Genomic DNA, 22,130 nt, shown 5'->3' on the forward strand with positions numbered 1-22,130 from the left:
TCAGCCCGCCGCCAGCACCGCCGGCGAAATCTCGAACGCCGCCACGGCCTCTGAAAGCTGGCGCGTTTGCTGATGGAGCGAAGCCGCCGCAGCCGCGGCCTCCTCCACGAGCGCCGCGTTCTGCTGGGTCATCTGGTCCATCTGCGAGACGGCCTGATTGACCTGGTCAATGCCGGCGCTCTGCTCCAGCGACGACGCGCTGATGCCCGCCATCATCTGCGTCGCCCGCGAGATCGAGTTCGACACCTCGCGCATCGCGTCGCCCGCACGCTCCACGAGTTCCGAGCCGCCGCGAATCTGCGCAACCGACTCGCTGATGAGCGTCTTGATCTCCTTGGCCGACTGCGCGCTGCGCTGCGCGAGCCCGCGCACCTCGCCCGCCACGACCGCGAAGCCCCGGCCCTGCTCGCCCGCCCGCGCGGCTTCCACCGCCGCGTTCAACGCGAGAATATTGGTCTGGAAGGCAATGCCGTCGATCACACCGATGATCTCCGCGATCTTGTCCGAGCTTTGCGCGATGCCGCGCATGCGCTCGACCACCTCGCCCACCACCGCGCCACCGCGCCCGGTCGCGTCGAGCGCCGCCTCGGCCAGCGTGTTCGCTTCGCGCGCGTTCTCCGCCGTATTGCGCACCGTGCCTGTGAGTTCCTCCATGCTCGCCGCCGTTTGCTCGAGCGAAGCCGCCTGCGATTCGGTGCGCGCCGAAAGGTCGGCGTTGCCCGTGGCAATCTCGTCGGCGCCCACGTGGATCGAGCCCGCCGTCTCGCGCACCGTGTGCACCGTGCGCGCGAGACTCGACTGCATCAGCGCGAGGCCCTGGAACAGCCGGCCGATCTCGTTGTCGCCGCGCGCCGCCACGCGCTCGTCGAGCCGCCCGCGCGCGATGCGCTCGAAATGGCGGCCCGCTTCCTCCAGCGGCGCCACCACGCCGCGCCGCAGCGCGATGTGCACGCCCGTCGCGAGCGCGATCAGCACGACGAGGATGAAGAGGCCCACGCCCTGGAACAGCGCGAGACGCGAATCGATCGAATCGAGCGAGGCCCGGCTCGCCGCGCCGCTGAACTGCGTAAAGGCGTGCAGCTCGGCGAGATAAGCGTCCTGATACGACTGCGTGGGCTGGTCGAGAAACGCCTGGAGATTGTTGCCGTTGAGGTCGTCGCCGAGTTCGCCGAGCGCCTTGCGCAGCACCTGGTAGCGCTGCGCGAGCGCGGCGATGCGCGCGCGGTCCTCGTCGCTGATCGGCGGCACGGCCATGAGCGTCTCGAACGCGTGGTCGGCGGCGCTCAGTTGCTCGCGCGCGTGGTCGACGATATCGGTGGGAACGGTGCCGCCACGCACCATGCGCGTGCCCGCGCGCGAGAGATTGATGCGGGCGTCCATCAGATGCTGGGTGGTTTCGTTGGCGGCGCTCGCCTGGCGCAATGCCACTTTGGAGAGGTCGGCCACGTCGTCATGCGTGCGCGTGAGCGACCAGTAACCGAGTCCTGCGGTGACGAGCTGCAATACGCAGAACGCAACGAGAACGCATAACAGGCCGGATGCGACCTTGATCTTGCTGAACAATTGGACACCTGGGATAGCAGTGAATGAGCGGCGCGCAAGCATGTGATCGCTCGCGCCCGCTCTGCGTTTACGGCCGCGAAAACGTTGTTTTGAGCCCTGAACCGTGAATAAACCGTGAAAAACAGCCCCAAAATGCGCAATGAGTTATTTCAGAAACGATCCATTTGGCATTTCACGCATTTCTCGCAACAATGCGCGCGGGGTTTCATTCGATTCACCTTGACTAGGCCGTGGAGCGCTTCCTACAGTGGTTAGGAAACCACGCGGGGGTAGACCCAGGGAACGCGACGATGACAGACCTTTTGGATCGTGCACGCGGCGCGCTGCACGCGCAGCCGTTCAGCGTGCTGCTCGGCACCGAACTCATGCACGTGGGGGCCGACGAACTGACCCTGCGCCTGCCCGTACGCGAAGACCTCAGGCAACAACACGGTTTCGTGCACGGCGGGGTGATCAGTTATCTCGCCGACAATGCGCTGACCTTCGCCGGCGCGCTCGCACTCGGGCCGCGGGTGGTGACGGCGGAATTCAAGATCAACTATCTGCGCCCGGTGCTCAAGGGCACGCTCATGGCGCGGGCCCGCGTGGTGCACTCGGCGCGCTACCAGGCCACCTGCCAGTGCAGCGTGTACGTGATGGAAAACGGCGACGAACGGTTGGTGGCGATCGCGCAGGGGACGGTCAACCGTATGTCGGAAGCGGGCGCGCCGGAAGAGAGACCGCAGACGGGCTGAAAGACACGCTCGCAAGCACTGCGCACAAATCAGGCAAATTTGCGAAACAAGGATAAATGCAGGGAAAGACCGCATATTTCAAAATCATTACGCTTGATTTCGATTTGTAACGAATCTACGCTGCGGCCGTTTACTCGACGAGAACGCCGCAGTGTCGCCCTCCAGCAAGACCACGATCGCCGTCGCCACCCTGGCTCTGTACAGCCTGCCCTCGTTCGCGCAAAGCGAAGGCCTCGTCGTCGACGCTTTGCCGGGCGCCGACACGCAGCGCTTGCAGCAACAGCGCATCGAAGCCACGTCGACCAACGGCGCGCTCGCCAATGCGCTCGATCAGGATGCGTCGAGCAAGGATGCGGGCGCGGCGGATCTCGCGCATCTGCCCGCCGAAACGCCGTGCTTCGCGATCGGCAAAGTCGAACTTGCCAATAATCCGTTTCGCTCACTGGAGCGCGTGGTCGCGCCTGTCGTGGGCCAATGCGTCGGTGTGGACGGTCTCAAGGTCGTGCAGGATACGGCCGCCAATGCGCTGATCGCCGACGGCTACGTGACTTCGCGCGTGACCGTGCCCGCGCAATCGCTCGCCTCCGGCACGCTCAGGCTCGACGTGATGGCCGGGCGCGTTGGCGAAGTCCGCGATGCGACGGATACGGCAAGCGACGCGGAAAACGACACGCGCAACGGCAAGCATAACGAAGCGATCGGCACGCTGGCGCGCGCGTTGCCGCTGCGCGGGGGCGACCTGCTCGATCAGCACGGCATCGACCAGGGGCTGGAGAACATTCGGCGGCTCTCGTCCCAGGCCGACGCACGTTTCGACATTCTGCCCGGCGCCGACCCCGGCGAGTCGGACATCGTCCTCGTTCCCGGCGATGGAAAGCGCTGGCACGCGGCGCTCGGCTACGACAATGCCGGCCAGATCGCAACCGGCAAGAATGAAATATACGGAATCCTCACCATCGACTCGCCGCTGCATCAGTACGATCAGTTGCAGGTCTCCGGCCTCACGAACGCCAACCGTGGCGCACCGGGCCTCGGGGCGACCCAGGCCAGCGCTTCGTACAGCGTGCCGCTCGGCTATACGATGCTCGCGCTCGACGCGTACCGCACCAGCTATCTCCAGACACGCTCGTTCACGTTCGGCGACGTACAGTACACGGGCGAGCAAAAAGGCGCGGGCGTGAAGCTTTCACGCATGGTGCAACGCGGCGCGAAGTCGCGCACCGAATTGAGCGCACGCCTGTATCGCGCGATCAATCACAACTACGTGCAGGACACGCTGGTCGACGTGCAGGACCGCGACGTCTACGGCTATGAACTGGGCGTCTCGCACCGCCACTACTTCGGCCGCGTGCAGGTGGACGCCGCGCTCGGCTGGCGCGCGACGCTGCCCGGCGTCTCGCGCCAGCCCGGCTATGTGCTCAACGACGACGGCTTCAATGGCCGCGAGCAGATCGAAACCGCTTCGGTTTCCGTGCTCGCGCCGTTTCGCGTGGCCAATCAGCCGTTCTCGTATCAATTCACGTGGACGAGGCAAAACGCGCGCACACGCGTCACCTCGCCCGACTTCTTCACGATCGGCACCCGCTATGCCGTGCGCGGCTTCGACCAGCAAACGACGCTCGCAGCGGAAAACGGTTGGACCGTATCGAACGAACTCGACTGGTACGCGCCTACGTCCATCGGCGTGCAGGCGTTGTATGTGGGCCTCGACGCCGGCCGCGTGAGCGGACCGACCGCGCCGTACCTGACGGGTGACACCCTGGTGGGAACCGTGGTGGGCGTGCGAGGCACGCTTGCGCCGAAGAACCGCCTCTCGGCCGGCGTCAACTATGACGTCTCGCTCGGTTGGCCGCTCTACAAGCCCAACGCGTTTCCAAACCGCACGCCCACCCTGCTCGTTCAGGTCACCGCAGTCGTCTGAACGACTCCGCCTTTATCCATGCTGCGTTATGTAAAGGAAATAATAAGTATGACAAAGCAATATCGCAACAACGCCCAACACGCCGGCAGCACCCTCTGGTTCGCAGCTCGCGCGAGCGCCTTCGCCGCGCTGTGCGCGTTCGGCATGCAGCCGCTCGTGGCCAGCGCGCAAGCCACGCTGCCCATTACCGTGGACACGGGCGCAGCCGTGCGCCCCTCGCTCGGCACATCGGGCAACGGCACCCAGGTCGTCAACATCGTCGCGGCAAATGCGGCCGGCGTGTCGAACAACCGCTTCGCGCAGTACAACGTCGGCACCGGCGGCGTGATCCTGAACAACGCCACGAAGGCCGCGCAAACGCAGACGGGCGGCGCCGTGCAGGCCAACGCCGCACTCGGCGGACGCAGCGCGAACCTCGTGCTCATGCAGGTCACCGGCGGCCAGGCGTCGCAACTGCTCGGCACCACGGAAGTCGCGGGCCAGGGCGCCAACGTCGTGCTCGCCAATCCGGCCGGCATCACGTGCTCGGGCTGCGGCTTCCTGAACGCGCCGCGCGTCACGCTCGCCACCGGCACGCCCACGCTCAACGCGGACGGCTCGCTGGGCGCCATCGACGTCAAGCAAGGCACGATCTCGGTGGCAGGCAACGGCCTGAACGGCTCGTCGAGCGCCGTGGACCTGATCGCGCGTGCGATCACCGTCAACGCGCAGGTGCGCGGCAAGTCGATCGATGCGATTGCGGGCGCGAACCGTGTCGACTACGCGTCGAAGACTGCGACCGCGCAGGCGGGCACGGGCGCGAAGCCGGAAGTGGCGATCGACGTGCAGTCGCTCGGCAGCATGTACGGCGACGGCGCGGTGCGCATGGTCGGCACCGAAGCGGGCGTTGGCGTGCGCGACAACGGCGCGCTCACGTCGCTCACGGGCAACCTGAGCATCGCTTCGAACGGCGACGTGACGATCGGCTCGCCCGCACGCGTGAAAGCCGGTGACAGCGTGAATATCAGCGGCGCGAACGTGCGCAACGACGGCGCGATTTCGGCGCAAGGCGTGGGCATCAACGCGCAAAGCTCGCTGACCAGCGCGGGTTCAGTGGAGGGCACGCGCGAAGCCATGCTGGGCGGCAACCAGTTGACGCTCTCGGGCGGCAGCGTCAAGGGCGGCGCGGTCACGCTTCAGGGCGCGAACGTGAGCAACCAGGGCGCAACCGTCAGCGCCGCCCGGCAGCTGAACGTGACCGGCAACCGCGTCAACAACGCGGGCACGCTGAACTCGACCGGCGACATGCGTATCAGCGCCAACGACACCTTCTCCAACGCCAAGGGCACTGTCCTCGCGCAGAACAGCGTGCAGTTCAGCGGCGGCACGCTCGACAACAGCAACGGCAAGATCGCTGCGACCACGGGCGCCATAGCGGCCCAGGCGGCACGCGTCGTCAACGCGAATGGCACGATGCGCGCGGGCGACATGCTGTCGATCGACGCGCAAAACGTGGACAACACGAAGGGCACGCTCGCGTCGGCGGGCAACGCGACGATCGGCGCAGGCTCTGGCCTCAACAACACGGACGGCATGATCGACGTCGCCAAAAGCGCGAGCGTTCGCACGTCGGGCACGCTGCTGAACACGCGTGGCAGCCTGAAGGCTGGCGACCTGGCCGCGCTGGAAGCACGCAGTCTCGACAACCGTAACGGCACGCTGTCGACCACGCGCGGTTCCGCGCAGATCAACGCGCAAGAGATCCTGAACGGCAACGGCCACATCACGACGGCCGACCGGCTGAGCGTGAACGCGAGTTCGCTCGACAACGCGGCCGGCACGATCGCTATGCAGGGCCCGTCCACCATCGACGTGAACGGCAAGCTCGTCAACGACCGTGGCTCGATCGTTTCGAAGACGTTCGTCACGGGCACGGTGGGCTCGCTGTCGAACGCGGGCGGCACGATCTCCGGCGACATCCGCGTACGCTCCGGCAACGGCAACATCGTGCCGCCGGTGCCGCAACCGGACGCCAACCCGAGCGCATTCGATCCGGGCCCGGGTTACCTGCGCGTCGCGATGAAGGACTACGACCCGAACAAGTATCAGTCCGGCTTCTTCGGCCCGGACGGCTATTTCTACGCTAAGGTCGGCACGACCCTGCAAGCCATGCGCTAAGCGCCGCGTCCGCGCCACACACGCGGACATGACCGCCTGACGCAAACGGGCCCCGGCACGCATGACCGCGTGCCGGGGCCCGTTACGTTCCACCCGGTGCGCGCTTACTCGGCGGCGCGGGTTTTCTGCTGCTGCTCGCCAAGGCCTTCAATGCCAAGGCGCACCGTCTGCCCCGGCTTCAGAAACACGGGGTTCGGCTTCACGCCCATGCCTACGCCCGGCGGCGTGCCGGTGGAAATCACATCGCCCGGTTGCAGGCTCATGCACTGCGACAGATACGAAACGAGCTTCGCGACCGAGAAAATCATCGTGCGCGTGCTGCCGTTCTGGTAGCGGTGGCCGTCCACTTCGAGCCACATGGAGAGATTCTGCGGATCGGCTACTTCATCGCGCGTGACGAGCCACGGGCCGGTCGGGCCGAAGGTGTCGAAGCCCTTGCCCTTGTCCCACTGGCCGCCGCGCTCGATCTGCCATTCGCGCTCCGAAACGTCGTTGATCACGCAATAGCCCGCCACGTAGTTCAGCGCATCGGCCTCGCTCACGTTCTTCGCGTGCTTGCCGATCACCACGCCCAGTTCCACTTCCCAGTCGGTCTTCTTCGAGCCGCGCGGAATGTCGATGTCGTCGTTCGGGCCGACAATGGCGCTCGTCCACTTGTTGAAGACGACCGGCTCGCTCGGCACCGGCATGCCCGACTCGGCCGCGTGGTCGGCATAGTTCAGGCCGATACACACCATCTTGCCGATGTGGCCCACGCAAGGCCCGATGCGCGGATTGCCCTCGACGAGCGGCAGCGTTTCCGGATCGATCGTGCGCAACTGCGCGAGACCGGCATCGGAAAGCACGTCGCCCGCAATGTCGGCCACGTTGCCCGAGAGCGCGCGAATGCGGCCTTCGGCGTCGAGCAGGCCTGGTTTTTCGTGGCCCTTCGGGCCATAGCGAAGCAGTTTCATCGTCTGTGTTCCTTGAGTGTCTGAGTGCTATGCAGTCGGTCAGAATTCCTGGGGCGAAGTTTGCGGTCTATCGCGGTCTAACTAGTTAGACCACCCGCCGTCGATCACATGCGCCTGGCCGGTCGTGAATCCCGATTCGTCGGAGGCCAGGTAAAGCGCGAGCGCCGCGATTTCCTCCGGCTTGCCCACGCGCCCCATCGGCTGGCGCGCGACGAATGCGGCGCGCGCGGCGTCAACGCTCGTGCCCTGCGCCGCCGCCTGGCTTGCGATGCGCTCCTCCAGCGAGGGCGAGGCCACCGTGCCCGGGCAAATCGCGTTGCAGCGGATGCCGCGCGTCACGAAGTCCGAGGCCACCGCCTTCGTCAACCCTATCACAGCCGCCTTCGAAGCGCCGTACACGAAGCGGTTGGGCACGCCCTTCACGCTCGACGCCGCCGACGACATGTTGATGATCGACCCGCCGCCCGCCTCCAGCATGCCCGGCAGGAAGGCGCGGATGGTCCGGTACATCGCCTTCGCATTGAGGTTGAACGCGAAGTCCCAGTCCTCTTCGCTCGCTTCCAGTATCGAGCCCGCGTGCACGAAGCCCGCGCAGTTGAACAGCACGTCGACCGTGCCCACTTCCTTTGCCAGCGCCGCGATGGCCGCGCCGTCGAGCACGTCGAGCTTGCGCGCCTCGACCGGCAGCGCCGCAAGCGCGTCGATACGGATGTCCGTGGCGATCACGCGCGCGCCTTCGCGCGCGAACAGTTCAGCGGCCGCGTAGCCAATGCCCTGGCCCGCCGCGGTGATCAAGGCCGTCTTGCCGGCCAGTCTTTGTACCATCTGCCACTCCGGTTGGAAGCGCGGCACGGCGATACCCGGTATTGCAGTAGACGCACCATGCCGCGATCGAGCGATGAAATCGCGGGAAGAAGTCGGGATGACGCAAACGGCCATTATGGCGACGCAGGCGCGCCTCGTGGCGTTCGACGAACGTTTTCTAACCGGCTGGATCGGCCCCAAGCCGATAGAAAGCCGCCGCGTTGCCGCCGAACACGGCCGCGCGCTCGTCAGAGGAAAGCGCCTTCGTGAGCCGCTGGGCGCTGGCGTGCCAGCGCTCGTAGTCGCCGTTGAGGTTCAGCACGGGCCAGTCGCTGCCCCACATGAGGCGTTGCGGGCCGAACGTCGCGAGCAGATGCGCAACCCACGGCGCAAGCGTGGCGTCGTCCCAGCCGGGCGCCGCCTCGGTGGCGAGCCCCGAAAGCTTGCAATGCACTCGCGGGAACTGCGCGAAGCGCGCGATGGCCCGCGCCCACGCCGCATAGCCGCGCTCGCCGCCCGCCGCGATGGGCGGTTTCGCGCCATGATCGATCACCACGCGCAGCGCGGGATGTCGCGCGAGGAACGTGGCGAGCGCCGCCTCGTGGCGCGTGAAAACCAGCGCATCGAAGGCGAGATCGTGCGCGATGAGCGCGTCCACGGCGCGCGCGGTGTCGGCCCTCGCGATCCAGTCGTCGTCGGGCAAGTCCTGGAGCATGGGCCGCACGCCGCGCAGCTTCGGCTCGCGCGCGAGTTCGGCGATCAAGGCAGCCGCATGCGGGTCGTCGAGCGGCACCCAGCCCACCACGCCCGCAATCGATGGCTCGTCGCGCGCGAGTTCGAGCAGCCAGCGCGTTTCCTCGACCGTGGGCGCGGCCTGCACGACCACCGTGCGCGCTACGCCGCACGACGCGCGCAACGGCGCGAGATCGGCCGGAACGAACACGCGATAGAGCGCGCTCAGCGAAGGCGTGAGCCAGCCGTAATCGCCGCGCGCGGGGTCCCAGTAGTGCTGGTGGGCGTCGATGAGGTCGGACATGGCTCAGGCCTGCGGCAACGGCGCGCGCGGATCGACGAGGCCCTTGTCGCGCAGCGCGAGCCACAACTCGCGGGGCAACGGCGTTTCGAACGAGGCAACGTTCTCGCGCACCTCCTGCGGGCTGCGCGCGCCGTTGAGCACCGTCGCCACGGCCGGGTGCGCGTAAGGAAACTGGAGCGCGGCCGCCGCGAGCGGCGCGTCGTAGGTCCGGCAAATCGTATCGAGCCGTGCAACGCGCTCGATCACCTCTTGAGGCGCATCGCCGTAGTTGAACTTGAGTTCGCCAAGCAGCCCGTGCGCGAGAATGCCCGAATTGAACGCGCCGCCCAGCAGGATGCTTACGCCCTTCTTTTCGCACTCCGGCAGCAAGTCGTCGAGCGGCGCCTGTTCGAGCAACGTATAACGGCCCGCCAGCAGCGCGCAGTCGATGTCGAATTCGCGCATCGCCTCGCGTATCACTTCGCGTTCGTTCACGCCAAAGCCGATCGCCTTCACGACGCCAGCCGAGCGCAGTTCGTCGAGCGCCTTGAAGCCGCTTTCGCTCAGTTGCCGCCAGTAATGTTCATTGCGCTCGCCGTGCGTATATCGCCCGATATCGTGCACGAGCAGGATGTCGATATCGACGAGGCCAAGCCGCTGCTGGCTGTCCTCGAACGACCGCAGGATGCCGTCGCGCGTGTAGTCGAAGATCGCCTCGAAGGGCAACGGGTTTTGCCAGCCTTCGCTGCCGTCGTAGGCGTGCGTGCGCGGCACGAAATGGCGACCCACCTTGGTCGAAAGCACGTACTCGTTGCGCGCATAGCGCCGCAGCGCCGCGCCAAGGCGATGCTCGGCCTTGGTGTGGCCGTAGTGCGGCGCGGTGTCGAAGAAACGCACGCCCGCTTGCCACGCGGCATCGACGGTGGCCTGCGCCTCCTCCTCGGTAAGGTCGCGATACAGGCCGCCGAGCGGCGCGGTGCCGAGACCCAATGCGCTAACTTCGAGCGCCGTGCGGCCGATGCGGCGCCGGTGCGCCACCTTGGGATGTTGCTCCTGCGCCATCGCGTGAAATCTCCCGTATCCGGTTGCACGCGCAACCATTTCGTTCAGTGCGGCGTCATGTCGACAATCGGTACTCGCGCGCTCGCGGGCAGGCACGCCGGCCCGACCGGCTCGAAAGTCTTGTACGTGAGGATGAATTCCTGGTGGCCGAGATCCTCCGACCGTGAGCGCTCGCCGCCCGCAACCGCCAGCGTGCGCTCGAATACTTCACGGCCCACTTCGTCGAGCGTAGCGCGGCCTTCCAGAATGCGTCCGGCGTCCACGTCCATGTCGCCGGAAAGATTGCGGTACGTGAGCGGGTTCGCGCACACCTTGATGACGGGCGACAGCGCCGATCCCACCACCGAGCCGCGTCCGGTCGTGAAGAGGATCACGTGTGCGCCGCAGGCGATCAGTTCCGCAATCTCGGCGTTGTCGCTGATGTTCGGAAAGCCGAAACGCGGCTCGCCGTCGGGCACCACGTCGAGCAGATAGAGCCCGCCCGTGGGCGGCACGTCACCGGGCTTCACGATGCCGACGATGGGCGAGGCGCCGCTTTTCGCATAGGCACCAAGCGATTTTTCTTCCTGCGTGGTGAGCCCGCCGTCGGCATTGCCCACGGCGAACGAGCCGTGACCGAGAATCGAGTAATAGCGCGCCGCCTTGGCCACGCACGCCACGATCTCCGCGCCCAGTTCTGGCCGCGCCGCACGGCTCTCCATGTGGAATTCGCAGCCCACCAGTTCGCCGGTTTCCTCGAAGATGCAGGCCGCGCCCGCCGAGATCAACTGGTCGAACGCGCGGCCCACGGCCGGGTTCGCGGTGATGCCGCTGGTGCCGTCCGAGCCGCCGCAGATCGTGCCGACAACCAGTTCGTCCAGGCGCATCGGCACCTTTTTTTGCGCTGCGAGCTGCGCGCGCGCCGCGCGCACCCAGTCCACGCCGTACTGGATCGTGCTGCGCGTGCCGCCCTTTTCCTGAATCGTCAGGACTTCTACGGGACGGCCGCTTGCGCGCACCTGCTCCACGAGGTAGTGCTTGTTCATGCTCTCGCAGCCGAGCGAGACGAACAGCACCGCGCCGACGTTCGGATGCGTGGTGAGCTGCTTCAGCATCTTCTCGGCATAGCTGTTCGGAAAGCAGCCCGGAAAGCCGATCAGATGAACGGGCGGCGCTTTCGGCTGGCTTGCCCCATCCGGATCGTCGAAGGCGTCGAACGGTTCGCGGAACTGCGCGACGATCTCACGCGCCACGTGATGCGCGCACTCGACCAGATAGGCCACCGCAACCACATTGCGGATACCCTTGCGGCCGTCGCTGCGCGGCCAGCCTTCCAGCACCGGCTCGGCAGCGCGTGTAGGGGTGACGTTGGGTTCGCTCATATCGTGAATCCTGCTCGCGGCAAGCGCCGCATCTAGTGCTGGTGCGGGACGAACTCATGCCCCGCGTCGTGCGTGTAGGTCGGCAAATAATCGCTTTCGAGGTTATGCGTGTGCAGATGCTCGCCGCGCGCGACCGGGACGCTCACGTGGCCAATGCGCGCGCCGTAGCGCAGCACCTTTTCCTGCGCGGCGAGTGCGCGCCGCGCCACCTTGTGGCCCAGCTCGATCGTCTTTGCCAGCGTCACGCGTTCCCCCTCTATCTCCACGATCTCGCCCTGCGGCAGACGCGCCGCCGCAATCAGGCAGTTGTCTTCGGGAGCGAGCAGGATGAGGCGCGCGTCGGTATGGAGTGCGTTGCCGTTCACAGAAAGTCCTCCGCTCGCCTTAGTTCTGGGCCTCGCCGCCCGCGAGCCGCGCCACCATCAGCGAGCCGAGGATGATCGCGCCGTAAATCGCCTGAATCCAGAACGACGGCACCTGGGCGAGCGTGAGCAGGTTCTGCACCACGCCGAGCAGCAGCACGCCCGACAGCGCGCCGAACATCGTGCCCTTGCCGCCGTCCAGTGAAATACCGCCGATCACGGCTGCCGCGAACACGGTGAAGATCATGCCGTTGCCCTGGTTCGCATTGATCGCGCCCACGTAGCCGGTGACGATCAGACCGCCCAATGCCGCGAGCACGCTGCCGAGCACGAACACGCCCCATGTGATGCGCTCCACGCGAATGCCGGCCGCGCGCGCCGCATCGGGATTGCCGCCGATCGCGTAGAGCGCACGCCCCACGCGGTGATAACGCAGCATGAACGCGGCGATGGCGAATGCAGCGGCGGCGAGCCACACGGAAAGCGGCAGGCCGAGCACGATGGTCGTCGCGAGCGTGAAGAACGATGGCGGCATGTCGAACAGCGTGCCGCCCTTGGTGGCGCCCACCAGCATGCCGCGCAGCACGATCAGCATGGCCAGCGTCACGATGAAGGCGTTCAGGCGCAGCCGCACCACGAGAAAGCCGTTGATGAAGCCGATCAGCGCGCCCACCACCACGATGGCCGCGAGCCCCGCGAACGCGGGCCATTGCAGACCGAACCCCGCCGAGGCCGCGGGCATGACGAGCATCGCGCCGACCGCCGGCGCAATGCCCACGGTGGATTCGAGCGAGAGATCGAACTTGCCGGTGAGCACGATGAGCGATTCGGCGAGCACCACGAGCGCGAGCGCAGCCGATGCACCAAGCACGCTGATGAGATTCGCGCGCGTGAGAAAGCTCGGGCTCACGAAGCCGCCGATCACGATCAGCAGCAAGAGCGCGGGCAAGAGCGCGAAATCGCGCAGGCGCGCCAGCTCGATGCGCGGCCGCGCGCGGCGCCCGGCCGTTGCCGCGTCGCCCTGCGCCGCCGCGAATGCGGGCGTCGAAACACTATTCTTCATGAAGATCGACTCCTTCAATCGATGCGATCAGTTCGTGGTCCTGCCAGCCTGCCGCCATCTGCGCGACCACCTCGCCGCGAAACATCACGAGCACGCGGTCACAGGTACGCAAATCGTCGAGTTCGCTCGACACCACGAGCACGGCCTTGCCTTCCTCGCGCACGCGGTCCACGACCGAGAGCAGCGCTTCCTTCGATTTCACGTCCACGCCCGCCGTGGGATCGATCAGCACGAGAACGTCAGGATTGCTTGCCAATGCGCGCGCCATCACGACCTTCTGCTGATTGCCGCCCGAGAGCCCGGACACCACATGCTCCGGCCCCTGCGCGACGATGCCGAGCGTCTCGATCATGCGCTTGCCCACCTGATGCTTCTTCGCGGGCGGCGCGAAGCCGAAGCGCCCGAGCAGGCCCGCAATCGTCATCGACGCGTTCTCGGCCACCGACTGCGTGAGCACGAGCCCCTCGTGATGGCGATCCTTCGGCACGCAGCCCACGCCGCTCGCGAGCGCCGCGGGCACGTCGCCGGGCGTGAGTCGTGCACCCTTCACGCGAATCTCGCCCGCCTGCTGCGCCGCGAGTCCGGCGATCGCCTCGCCCACGCTCGTGCGGCCGCTGCTCGTCGCGCCCGTGAGTCCCACCACCTCGCCGCGCTTCAACGCGAACGACACGTCGTGGTAGTCGTGGCCCGAGAGTCCGCGCACTTCGAGCGCGAGCGGCGCATCGGCGGGCAGCGGCTCGCGCGCGGCGGCGTCCGCGACATTCAGGCCGCCGCGCTCGCCCGTCATCGCCTCGATCAACCGTTCGCGCGGCAATTCGGCCACGCTCGCGCTCACGATATGGCGCGCGTCGCGCAGCACCGTCACGGTCTGGCAGATCTCGTACACCTCTTGCAGATGGTGCGAGATGAAGAGAAAGGTCACGCCTTCGCGCTGCAATTCGTCGATGCGCCGAAAGAGGCGCTTGATTTCCTCGCCGTCGAGCTGCGCGGTGGGTTCGTCGAGGATGATGAAGCGCGCGCCGTACGACAGCGCCCGCGCGATTTCCACGAGCTGGCGCGCCTCTACCGTCAGGTCGCCCGCGCGCGCGTCCTCGCGCACGTCGATGCGCCAGTGGTCGAGCAGCGCGCGCGCGTCGCGGCGCATGGTTTGCCAGTCGATCACGCCGCGCCGCTTCGGCTGACGATTGATGAACAGATTCTCCGCGACCGTGAGGTCGCGAATGATCGTGGAATGCTGGTACACACAGGCCACGCGCTCGCGCCATGCATCGCGGTCGGCGAGCGCGGGCGCGGCCTCGCCGTTAAAGCGCACGCTGCCCTCGTCGGGCTTGCGCAGGCCGGTGAGGATCGACACGAGCGTGGACTTGCCCGCGCCGTTGCGGCCCACGAGCGCATGCGACTCGCCCGCCATCACGCGCAGGCTCACGTTGGCGAGCGCCGCCGTGGAGCCGAAGCGTTTCGTCACGCCGCTCGCCTCCACGACCGGCGGCAACGCCCGCGCGGCCGCCTCGCGGCTGCCCGTGAATACCGCGCCGCCGGGCGGCGGCGCGTTGCCCACTGCGGCCCGATCGCCCGATCGATCGCTCGTGTGGCGGCTCATGTGACCGCTCATTTGACCGCTCATTTGACCGTATTACCCCACAGGTTCTTGTCGTCGACGTTCTGCTTCGTCACGAGCGGCGCCGGCAACTGGTCTTCGAGAATGCCGGGCTGCAACTGGACGATATTGCTGTCGTGATCGGTCTTGCCCGGCTTGAACGTCTTGCCTTCCAGCGCCGCCTTGATGTAATAGAGGCCGTATTTCGCGTAGAGATCGGCAGGTTGCGAAACGGTCGCGTCGATCTCGCCCTTGCGAATGGCTTCGTACTCCTGCGGAATGCCGTCATTCGAGACGATCACGATATGCTTGGGGTCGCCCACGGGAACGAGCAATTGCTTGCGGCGCAGCGTTTGCAACGTGGGCGAGAGATACACGCCGCCCGCCTGCATGTAGATGCCCTTCACGTCCGGGTTCGCGGTCAGCAGGCTGTCCAGCGCGCTCGCCGCCACATCGCCCTTCCAGCCGGCCGGAATCTCCAGCAGCGACAGATTCGGATAGTTCTTCAGGCAGGCGCGGAACGCTTCCGAACGGTCGCGCCCGTTCACCGAGGCGAGGTCGCCCATGATCTGCACGACCTTGCCCGACTTCACATGCTCGCCGATGTATTTGCAGGCCTTCTCGCCATACGCGCGGTTGTCGGCGCGCACGACCATCGCCACGGCGCCCTGCGTGGGCGCGACGTCCACGGCCACGACTTTCACGTTCTTCTGTGCGGCGTTGTCGAGCGCGCGGCTGATCGCCGCCGAATCGATCGGGCCGACCACAATGCCCTTCGCGCCCAGATTGATCATGTTGTTCATGTCCGTGATCTGCTGGGCCGGATCGTTGTTCGAGTTCACGGGCGCGAGCACGTCGATGCCGTCCTGCTTCGCGTACACGCCGAGATAGTTGTTGTACGACTGCCAGAACGGCGAGGTGAGGAGCGGCAGGCCGAGGCCCACCTTGCCGACCTCGGCCGCGCTGGCTGCGGCCGGTGCGCCGAACGCGGCAGCGCACGCCGCGGCTACACAAAGGGTTTTGATGGCCGCACGGGGCAGCGCCGCGCGCGCCTGGCGGGTTTCGGTGGAGCGGCGGGCCAGCACGAGCCCGGATGCGAACGCCATGTCTGTCTCCTGGTCGGCCGCACGGGGCGCTTCGGCGCCCATGCGACCGCATCTGTCGTTGTTGAATTCCATGTGCTCGCCGCGCCCCGCGAGGAATGCACGAAGCGCCGGCGACCCGTTGCAACTGCCACTTCCCTTTCCAGACGACGCTGGTGTATGTTCACCAGTGAACCTATTATTCATATACGCACCGCACAAGGTCAAGGAATGTGCAGCGCAGCATGGGTCCGTGATTTCCCTGGGAACGATCGAATGGAAAACAACGCGAAAAAACGCCCGATGGACAACGCGCCCGACGAAGCCGACGAGAAAGACGACGGCGACCGCTATCGCGCGCCCGCGCTGGACAAGGGGCTCGACATCCTGGAACTGCTCGCGGAGCAGCGCGGCGGCCTCACGCGCGCGGAGATCACGAAGGCGCTGGGGCGCAACGCGAGCGAGATCTACCGCATGCTGGAGCGCCTCGTGGCGCGCCAATATGTGATGCGTTCGGAGGCGGGCGACCGCTACGCGCTCAGCCTGAAACTGTTCGCGCTCGCGCACCGGCACCCGCCCATGGAGCGCCTGATCGCCGAAGCGCTGCCGCTCATGCAGCGCTTCGCCAACGACGCGGAGCAGTCCTGCCATCTCACGGTGTACGACCGCGGCAATCTGCTCGTGATCGCGCAGGTGGACGGTCCGGGCACGTGGGGCATCGCGGTGCGGCTGGGCTCCCGCGTGGGTCTGGTCGATACCAGTTCGGGGCGCACGCTGCTCGCATGGCAAACGCCGGAGCAGCGCGCGCACATGCTCGCGGAGCATACGAAAGTGAAGGGCGAAGTGACCATCGACCACGCGGCGCTCGAGGCCGCGTGCGAGCAGGTGCGCAAGACGGGTTTCTCGCGCAAGGACAGTCAGCAGATTTTCGGCGTGACGGACGTGACGTTTCCGGTGCTCGGGCCTTCGGGTCAGGCGATCGCCGCGCTCACCTGCCCGTTTCTCAGGCGTATCGACGAGTACGTCGCGCCCTCGCTCGACGAGGCGACGCACATGCTGGGCGAGATCGTGCAGAGCCTGTCGATGCTGCGCGAAGACGGCGCGGCGTGAGGCTCAGTACGGGCGCTGTTGGATGCCCCGGCGCAACCGCGCGCTACTGCACCGCCACGGGCGTACGATCGCCAGCCTGGCCATGCACCTCGCGCCCGACGATCGCGAGATAAAGCCGCTCCAGGTCACGCGTGAACGCAGCCGTATCGAACAGCGGCGAGCTGCGCCGCGCGTGCGAGAGCTTCTCGCGCACGCGAGCCCGCCACGCCGTGTCGGTGGCTAAGCCGAGCGCGATCTGGAAGTACGCGTCGAGATCGCGCGCAACCAGCTCGTCGAGCCCCACCACGTGCAGCAAGCTCACACCCACGCGCCCCGCGAACAGGGTGCCCGGCGCGCTCACCATCGGCACGCCCGCCCAGAGCGCGTCGCTGCCCGTGGTGTGCGAACCCACCGGCAGCGTGTCGAGCGCGAGGTCCGCGAGTTGCAGCCGCGCGAGATGCGCCTCCTGCGTCACGCGCGGCGCGAAGATCACGCGCGCAACATCGACGCCTTGCGCTTCGAAGAACTGCCGCAGGTTTTCTTTGGCGCGCGCCGAACCGGGTTCGAGCAGCCACAGCACGCTACCCGGCGTGGCCTTCAGCAGCCGCGCCCAGAGCGAGGAGATCTGCGCATTCAGCTTGAACGTCTGATTGAAGCTGCAATAGACGAAGCCCTTCTCCGGCAGCCCGGCTTGCGCGCGCGAAGGCCGCGGCGCGCTCTGGCGGCGATGGTCGAGGGGCTGGTAGCAGTGCGGCATGAGCGCGAGCGTCTCGCTGAATTGCGCGGCAGCGCCAGGCGGCGTAACGATGGCGTCGGAGATCAGGTAGTCGGCGAGGCGCGCGTGGCCGAGCGAACCGGGGTAGCCCAGCCAGCTCACGATCGCGGGCGCGGGCCGCAGCGCGGTAATGCCGAGCCGCGTGCCCGTCGTAAAGCCTTTCAGGTCGACGAGCAGGTGAATGCCGTCGTGCGCGATTTGCGCGGCGGCCTGCGCATCCGAAAGCGCGCCGACGTCGTGCCACGTGCCCGGCACGTGCGCAAAGCGCGCGCGGGCGGTGGCGTCGGGGTCGGGCCCGTACGAATAGAGGTGAACGTCGAAGCGCTTCGCGTCGTGCAGTTCGAACACGCCCGCCAGCAGGCGCAACGTGGCGTGATCGTAGAAGTCCGCCGACAGATAACCGATGCGCAGGCGCTCGCCCGACTCGAAGCGCGCGAGCGCGGCGGCAAGGCCCGCGCCGCGCGCCACGAGCGGGGGCGCCGCCAGTTCGCCACGCCAGCGGCTTTGCGCGAAGCGCAGCCCGGCGTCGCGATGCAGTTCCGGCGTGAGCGCCGGAATGCCGAGCAGGCACCAGGGCGTGAGGTTGTCCGCGGCGCCGGACGACACCATGGAAAGCGCCGCCGCGTCGATCTCCCCAAGCTGCTGCCAGTGCGCCTCGCGGCGGCGCACGTACTGCGAGGCCTCCCAGCGGCCGCCGCGGCGGTAAGCTTCATCGGCCTCGTCCATGCGGTTCATGCGCTCCAGCAAGCCGCCGTAGCACTGCCAGAGGTGCGGCGAGTTCGGGGTGAGCGCGAGCGCCTGCTTGAGATTCGCCTCGGCGGCTTCGTGCTGGCCCGCGTCCTGCTGGAGCATCGCCAGGTTGCTGTAGGCGAGCGCGTAGGAGGCGTCGGTTGCAATCGCCTCGCGGTAGCAAGCCTCGGCCTGCGGCAGCGAATTGCGCTTCTTGAGCAGATTGCCGAGGTTGTTGAAGAGGCGCGCTTCGCGCAGGCCCGCGCCAATCGCGGCGCGGTAGGCTTCGATCGCCTCGCCGTCGCGGCCTTGCCACAGCAGCGTCCAGGCGAGGTCGCGCCGGCATGGCCCGCTCTCGCGCTCGGCCAGCGACGCGCGCAGGCATTGTTCGGCCGCCGCGAACTGCGACTGGCGCGCGAGCGTCACGCCCAGTTGATGGTGCGCGTCGGCATGTTTGGGGTCTTGCGCGAGGATCTCGCGAAAAAGCGCCTCGGCGAACGCGTATTTTTCGTCGTTCAACTGCGCGATGCCACGTTGAAGCATCGACTCGTGGCGCGCGTCGGCACGCGACTCGCGGCGCGAGCCCGCTGGGGAAAGAGGTCGGGATGAGTTCATCCGATGATGATAGGGACCGCCCCCAGTCAAGAAAATCGGACGGTTCCTACAAGTGCCGCGCGCAAGTGGAAGCCGGCCGGCCAAAACGGTTAGAATGGCGGCCCTCCCAAAAAACCGGTGCGCCTCGTCCTGCTGAACCACGGCGGGCAAGCGGCGGCCGCGCATTCGAAACCCATGGCGAAACTTCTCACCGATCAAGAATTCCAGCGCTTTTCCGAGCTTCAGCAGAAACAGGCCAGTTTCACGATCACGCCCGATGAAGCCGACGAGCTGCGCGACATCGTCGCGCGCGCGCAGAAAAAGCGCGACGACCGCGCCGACGCGATGAAGACCGTCGAAACCGCCATCGCGCAGTTCGAGATCGCCCCCGAGGAGTTGTTCACGGCCGACCAGATCGCCGAGGCCGCGCGCAATTTCGGCCTGATTCCGGCCACGCGCAAGGAGCGCGTGCTGCCGCCTTCGCTCACCTTCAACGGCAAGACGCACCAGTGGACCACGCGCGCGCTGCCCGATGAGATCCGCACGCCGCTGTTCGACGCGTTCCAGGGCGGCCAGTCGGTCAAGGCGTTCATCGCCACGCCCAAGGACGCCGCGCGCTGCGCCGCGACCATCGCGCGCCTCGAAAAGGAAACCGGCGCGCAATACGGCGAGGCCTGGCTCGAAGAACTCGCGCTCACGCGCGGCCAGATCGACGACGCGCTCGCCAAACTGGCCGCCTGAGCTTCCCGCTCAGTCTAGCGGCATGCGAAAACCGACCACGCCCGGGTCTTCCGTGGGCGTGACGGTAAAGCCGCAGGCGCGCGCGAGGCCGATCATCGGCGCATTCTCGCGCAGCGCCTCGCCGAGCAGCCAGTGCGTGCCGCGCGAGCGCACGTAGGCGATGATGCGCGACATCAGCAAACGCCCGAGGCCGCGCCCCTTCAGGGTAGACAGCACCGTGCACGCGAATTCGGCGGTCTCGTTGTCCGGATCGGCCACGGCGCGCACCACGCCGAGCGTGCGCGGCTCGCCGTCCTCGCCCTGCACCACGGCGATCAGCGCCATCTCGCGGTCGTAGTCGATCTGCGTCATGCGCGCGAGCTGCGTGTGATCGAAGCTGCGCACCGCCGAAAAGAAACGCAGGCGCAAATCGTCGGGCGTCATCGACTCGACGAACTTGCGATGCATCGCCTCGTCTTCAGGACGGATCGGCCGGATCGTGAGGCGATCGCCGTGCCAGTCGAGGGTTTCTTCGAGGCGGCGCGGATACGGCATGATCGCAAAACGGCTGCGCTTTTCCGCAATCTGAAGCCGCGGCTCCACGACCACGACCGCCTCGGGCAGCACGCGCAGCGTCAGGCGCAAACCCACGATCTCGCGCACCTCGCACACGCACTGCGACAGCTCGGTGAGCGCCGCGAGCGTCGGCTCGGGCGCCACGTTGCGCGCATAGGGCGAGCGCGCGATGATGTCGCGCGACAGCACGGGGTTGAGCGGCGGCAGGCTGTAGACGCGCAGTGGCGGCGAAATTTCGTCCGGCGACGGCGCGGAAAAACGGAACACCGGGCCGAAGTTGTCGTCGTCGCGAAACTGCACCGTCACGTCCACCACGGGCTTCACGCCGGGCTCGTCCTGCGCCTGGGTGACGAGTCCGAAGCGCGCGAGCAGCCGCGCCGCCTCCTCGCCCGCCAGCTCCGTGCGTCCGGCCGCCAGCGCCGCGCGCGCTTCGCCCTGGGCGGCCTCGATCGCGGCGGGGCCTTGAGCAGGCATCGTTTCCGGCGTCTGCATGAGCAGCTCGCGGCCCAGCCGGTAATCGACGAGACGCGCGAACGCGCGCGCCAGCCGGCGCGGCGTGGTGTGCACGGGAATGCCGTGCGCATGCAGCTCGTCGCGGGTTTTCTCGTCCACGCCGCCGAAGAAGCACGCAAGCATGCCGCGATACGCAAAACGCTGATGCTCGATGAGCGTGCGCGCCACCTCCTCCACCGGCGCGCTGTGCGTGGGCGCGTGCACGACGAACGCCGTGCCGCTCGAACGCTGTGAAGCGAGCGTTTGCAGCGCGAGGCCGAAGTGCTCGGGCTTCGCGGTGTCGCCCAGCACGAGCGGATTGCCTGCCTGCGCATGCGGCAGCGCAGCCTGCACCGCGGCGAGCGCTTCGTCGTTCCAGTGCGCGAGCGTGTCGCCGGCCTTCGTGAAGGCGTCGCGCGCGAGCGTCGCCACGCCCCGGTCGCTCGTGATGAGCGTGGCCGTGTCGCTCGCCGCCACGCGGCCGAGACCGAGCGTTTCGATTTCGTCGAGCAGGTCGTCGAGCGTGTCGACGCGCACGACGCCCGCGCGCCGGAACGCCGCCGTGTACAGCGCGTCGCCCGGATCGTCGCGGCCGCTCCTCAGCGCGAGCACCGGCTTGTTGCGTGCCGCCGCGCGCGCCGCCGACATGAACTTGCGCGCGGCGCGAATCGTGTCCACTTCGAGCAGGATGGCGCGCGTGCTGGGGTCGCTCGCGAGATAGTCGAGCACGTCGCCCACATCGACGTCGGCTTCGTCGCCGAGCGCGATCACGTGCGAAAAGCCGAGGCCGCGCGCGCCGGCCCAGCGCAGCACGGCGTTGGTGAGCGCGTTGGACTGCGAGACCCAGGCCACGCCGCCCTTGCGCGCGATGGACGCCGCCGCGCCCAGTTGCGCATTGAGCGCGGGCGTGAGCGCGCCGAGACTGCCTGGGCCGACGATGCGCAGCAGGTGCGGGCGCGCCGCCGCGAGCGCGTGGCGCAGGTCGGCCTGGTCGGCTTCGTCGCGCACCTCGCCCACGATGATGGCCGCGCGCGTGCCCATGCCGCCCAGGCGATGCACGAGCGCGGGCCACGTGGCGGGCCGCGTGCAGATGATCGCAACGCCGGGCGCTTCGGGCAGGTCTCCCGCGTCGGCCACCACGGGGCGGCCGTCGAACGCCTCGAAATCGCCCGTGTGGCGCGGGTTCACGGCCCACACCGGACTCGTGTAGCCGCCTTCGATGAGCCGCTGCCACACCATGCTGCCGATACTGCCGGGTCGCCGCGAAGCGCCGATCACGGCCACGGATTTCGGCTGGAACACCGCGTCGAGATTGCGTACGGTCACAGGCTCTCCTCGTTGGTCGAACGGGCGCGCGCCGCACGGGCAAGCGCCAGTTTGTCGTTTTATACCGTCACGAGAAGAGGATAGGGCAAGCGCGCAGGCGATGCGCGCTTTTCGCCCGCCGCGCCTGCGCGCGCAGGCGGCGGCATGGCGTCGCA

Annotated in this window: 17 protein-coding genes; 5 read left to right on the forward strand and 12 right to left on the reverse strand. The window is 67.4% G+C overall.

The annotated features are described in order from the left end of the window. On the reverse strand, positions 1 to 1,563 hold the full coding sequence (locus C7401_RS38900) for a methyl-accepting chemotaxis protein (protein WP_112177365.1): 1,563 nt from the start codon (positions 1,561 to 1,563) through the stop codon (positions 1 to 3). A gap of 290 nt (positions 1,564 to 1,853) precedes the next feature. Here C7401_RS38900 and C7401_RS38905 point away from each other — a divergent pair, with 290 nt between their 5' ends. The 3 genes from C7401_RS38905 (at position 1,854) to C7401_RS38915 (ending at position 6,375) form a co-directional block, all read left to right on the forward strand. Further along, on the forward strand, positions 1,854 to 2,297 hold the full coding sequence (locus C7401_RS38905) for a PaaI family thioesterase (RefSeq protein WP_112177366.1): 444 nt from the start codon (positions 1,854 to 1,856) through the stop codon (positions 2,295 to 2,297). Between the two features lie 151 nt (positions 2,298 to 2,448). Then, positions 2,449 to 4,218 carry a ShlB/FhaC/HecB family hemolysin secretion/activation protein gene (locus tag C7401_RS38910; RefSeq protein WP_112177367.1) on the forward strand — a complete coding sequence of 590 codons (1,770 nt, stop codon included), beginning with the start codon at positions 2,449 to 2,451 and terminating at the stop codon, positions 4,216 to 4,218. Positions 4,219 to 4,266: 48 nt separating this feature from the next. After that, positions 4,267 to 6,375: a two-partner secretion domain-containing protein gene (locus C7401_RS38915; RefSeq protein ID WP_181565807.1), complete on the forward strand. Its 2,109-nt coding sequence runs from the start codon at positions 4,267 to 4,269 to the stop codon at positions 6,373 to 6,375. A gap of 104 nt (positions 6,376 to 6,479) precedes the next feature. On the opposite strand, the gene C7401_RS38920 is transcribed toward C7401_RS38915, so the two are convergent. The 9 genes from C7401_RS38920 to C7401_RS38960 all read right to left on the reverse strand — a co-directional run bounded on the left by C7401_RS38920 (position 6,480) and on the right by C7401_RS38960 (position 15,698). Then, complete coding sequence (locus C7401_RS38920) at positions 6,480 to 7,328, reverse strand: ureidoglycolate lyase (RefSeq protein ID WP_112177369.1); 849 nt, start codon at positions 7,326 to 7,328, stop codon at positions 6,480 to 6,482. 81 nt (positions 7,329 to 7,409) lie between these two features. Next, entirely contained in the window at positions 7,410 to 8,153 is a 744-nt protein-coding gene (locus tag C7401_RS38925; RefSeq protein WP_112177370.1) for an SDR family oxidoreductase, read from the reverse strand. Between the two features lie 157 nt (positions 8,154 to 8,310). Further along, positions 8,311 to 9,168 (reverse strand): amidohydrolase family protein, encoded by an 858-nt coding sequence (locus tag C7401_RS38930; protein ID WP_112177371.1) that lies wholly within the window; start codon positions 9,166 to 9,168, stop codon positions 8,311 to 8,313. A 3-nt stretch (positions 9,169 to 9,171) separates the two neighbouring features. Further along, positions 9,172 to 10,209: an aldo/keto reductase gene (locus C7401_RS38935; protein WP_112177372.1), complete on the reverse strand. Its 1,038-nt coding sequence runs from the start codon at positions 10,207 to 10,209 to the stop codon at positions 9,172 to 9,174. Between the two features lie 44 nt (positions 10,210 to 10,253). Next, positions 10,254 to 11,570: a UxaA family hydrolase gene (locus C7401_RS38940; RefSeq protein ID WP_112177373.1), complete on the reverse strand. Its 1,317-nt coding sequence runs from the start codon at positions 11,568 to 11,570 to the stop codon at positions 10,254 to 10,256. A 32-nt stretch (positions 11,571 to 11,602) separates the two neighbouring features. Further along, on the reverse strand, positions 11,603 to 11,935 hold the full coding sequence (locus C7401_RS38945; RefSeq protein ID WP_112177374.1) for a UxaA family hydrolase: 333 nt from the start codon (positions 11,933 to 11,935) through the stop codon (positions 11,603 to 11,605). Between the two features lie 19 nt (positions 11,936 to 11,954). After that, a complete protein-coding gene (locus tag C7401_RS38950) occupies positions 11,955 to 12,995 on the reverse strand; it encodes an ABC transporter permease (RefSeq protein ID WP_112177375.1) in 1,041 nt (346 codons plus the stop codon). Further along, the gene (locus C7401_RS38955; RefSeq protein ID WP_112177401.1) at positions 12,985 to 14,595 is read right to left on the reverse strand and encodes a sugar ABC transporter ATP-binding protein; all 1,611 of its coding nucleotides are present in this window, start codon (positions 14,593 to 14,595) and stop codon (positions 12,985 to 12,987) included. Before C7401_RS38955 ends, C7401_RS38950 begins: the two co-directional genes overlap by 11 nt. A gap of 20 nt (positions 14,596 to 14,615) precedes the next feature. Further along, positions 14,616 to 15,698: a sugar ABC transporter substrate-binding protein gene (locus C7401_RS38960; protein ID WP_112177402.1), complete on the reverse strand. Its 1,083-nt coding sequence runs from the start codon at positions 15,696 to 15,698 to the stop codon at positions 14,616 to 14,618. Between the two features lie 279 nt (positions 15,699 to 15,977). Between C7401_RS38960 and C7401_RS38965 the strand changes: the two genes are divergently transcribed. After that, complete coding sequence (locus C7401_RS38965) at positions 15,978 to 16,784, forward strand: IclR family transcriptional regulator (RefSeq protein ID WP_112177403.1); 807 nt, start codon at positions 15,978 to 15,980, stop codon at positions 16,782 to 16,784. A 43-nt stretch (positions 16,785 to 16,827) separates the two neighbouring features. Here the strand turns inward: C7401_RS38965 and C7401_RS38970 are convergent, their stop codons facing one another. Next, positions 16,828 to 18,810, reverse strand: coding sequence for an O-linked N-acetylglucosamine transferase, SPINDLY family protein (locus tag C7401_RS38970; protein WP_181565808.1), 1,983 nt, complete (start codon positions 18,808 to 18,810; stop codon positions 16,828 to 16,830). Positions 18,811 to 19,056: 246 nt separating this feature from the next. On the opposite strand from C7401_RS38970, the gene C7401_RS38975 reads away from it, so the two are divergent. Next, positions 19,057 to 19,602 carry a hypothetical protein gene (locus C7401_RS38975; RefSeq protein WP_112177377.1) on the forward strand — a complete coding sequence of 182 codons (546 nt, stop codon included), beginning with the start codon at positions 19,057 to 19,059 and terminating at the stop codon, positions 19,600 to 19,602. 9 nt (positions 19,603 to 19,611) lie between these two features. On the opposite strand, the gene C7401_RS38980 is transcribed toward C7401_RS38975, so the two are convergent. Further along, the gene (locus tag C7401_RS38980) at positions 19,612 to 21,975 is read right to left on the reverse strand and encodes a bifunctional acetate--CoA ligase family protein/GNAT family N-acetyltransferase (protein WP_112177378.1); all 2,364 of its coding nucleotides are present in this window, start codon (positions 21,973 to 21,975) and stop codon (positions 19,612 to 19,614) included. Positions 21,976 to 22,130 lie beyond the last annotated feature (155 nt).

This window comes from Paraburkholderia unamae (assembly GCF_003268775.1).
GTDB classification, from domain to species: domain Bacteria; phylum Pseudomonadota; class Gammaproteobacteria; order Burkholderiales; family Burkholderiaceae; genus Paraburkholderia; species Paraburkholderia unamae.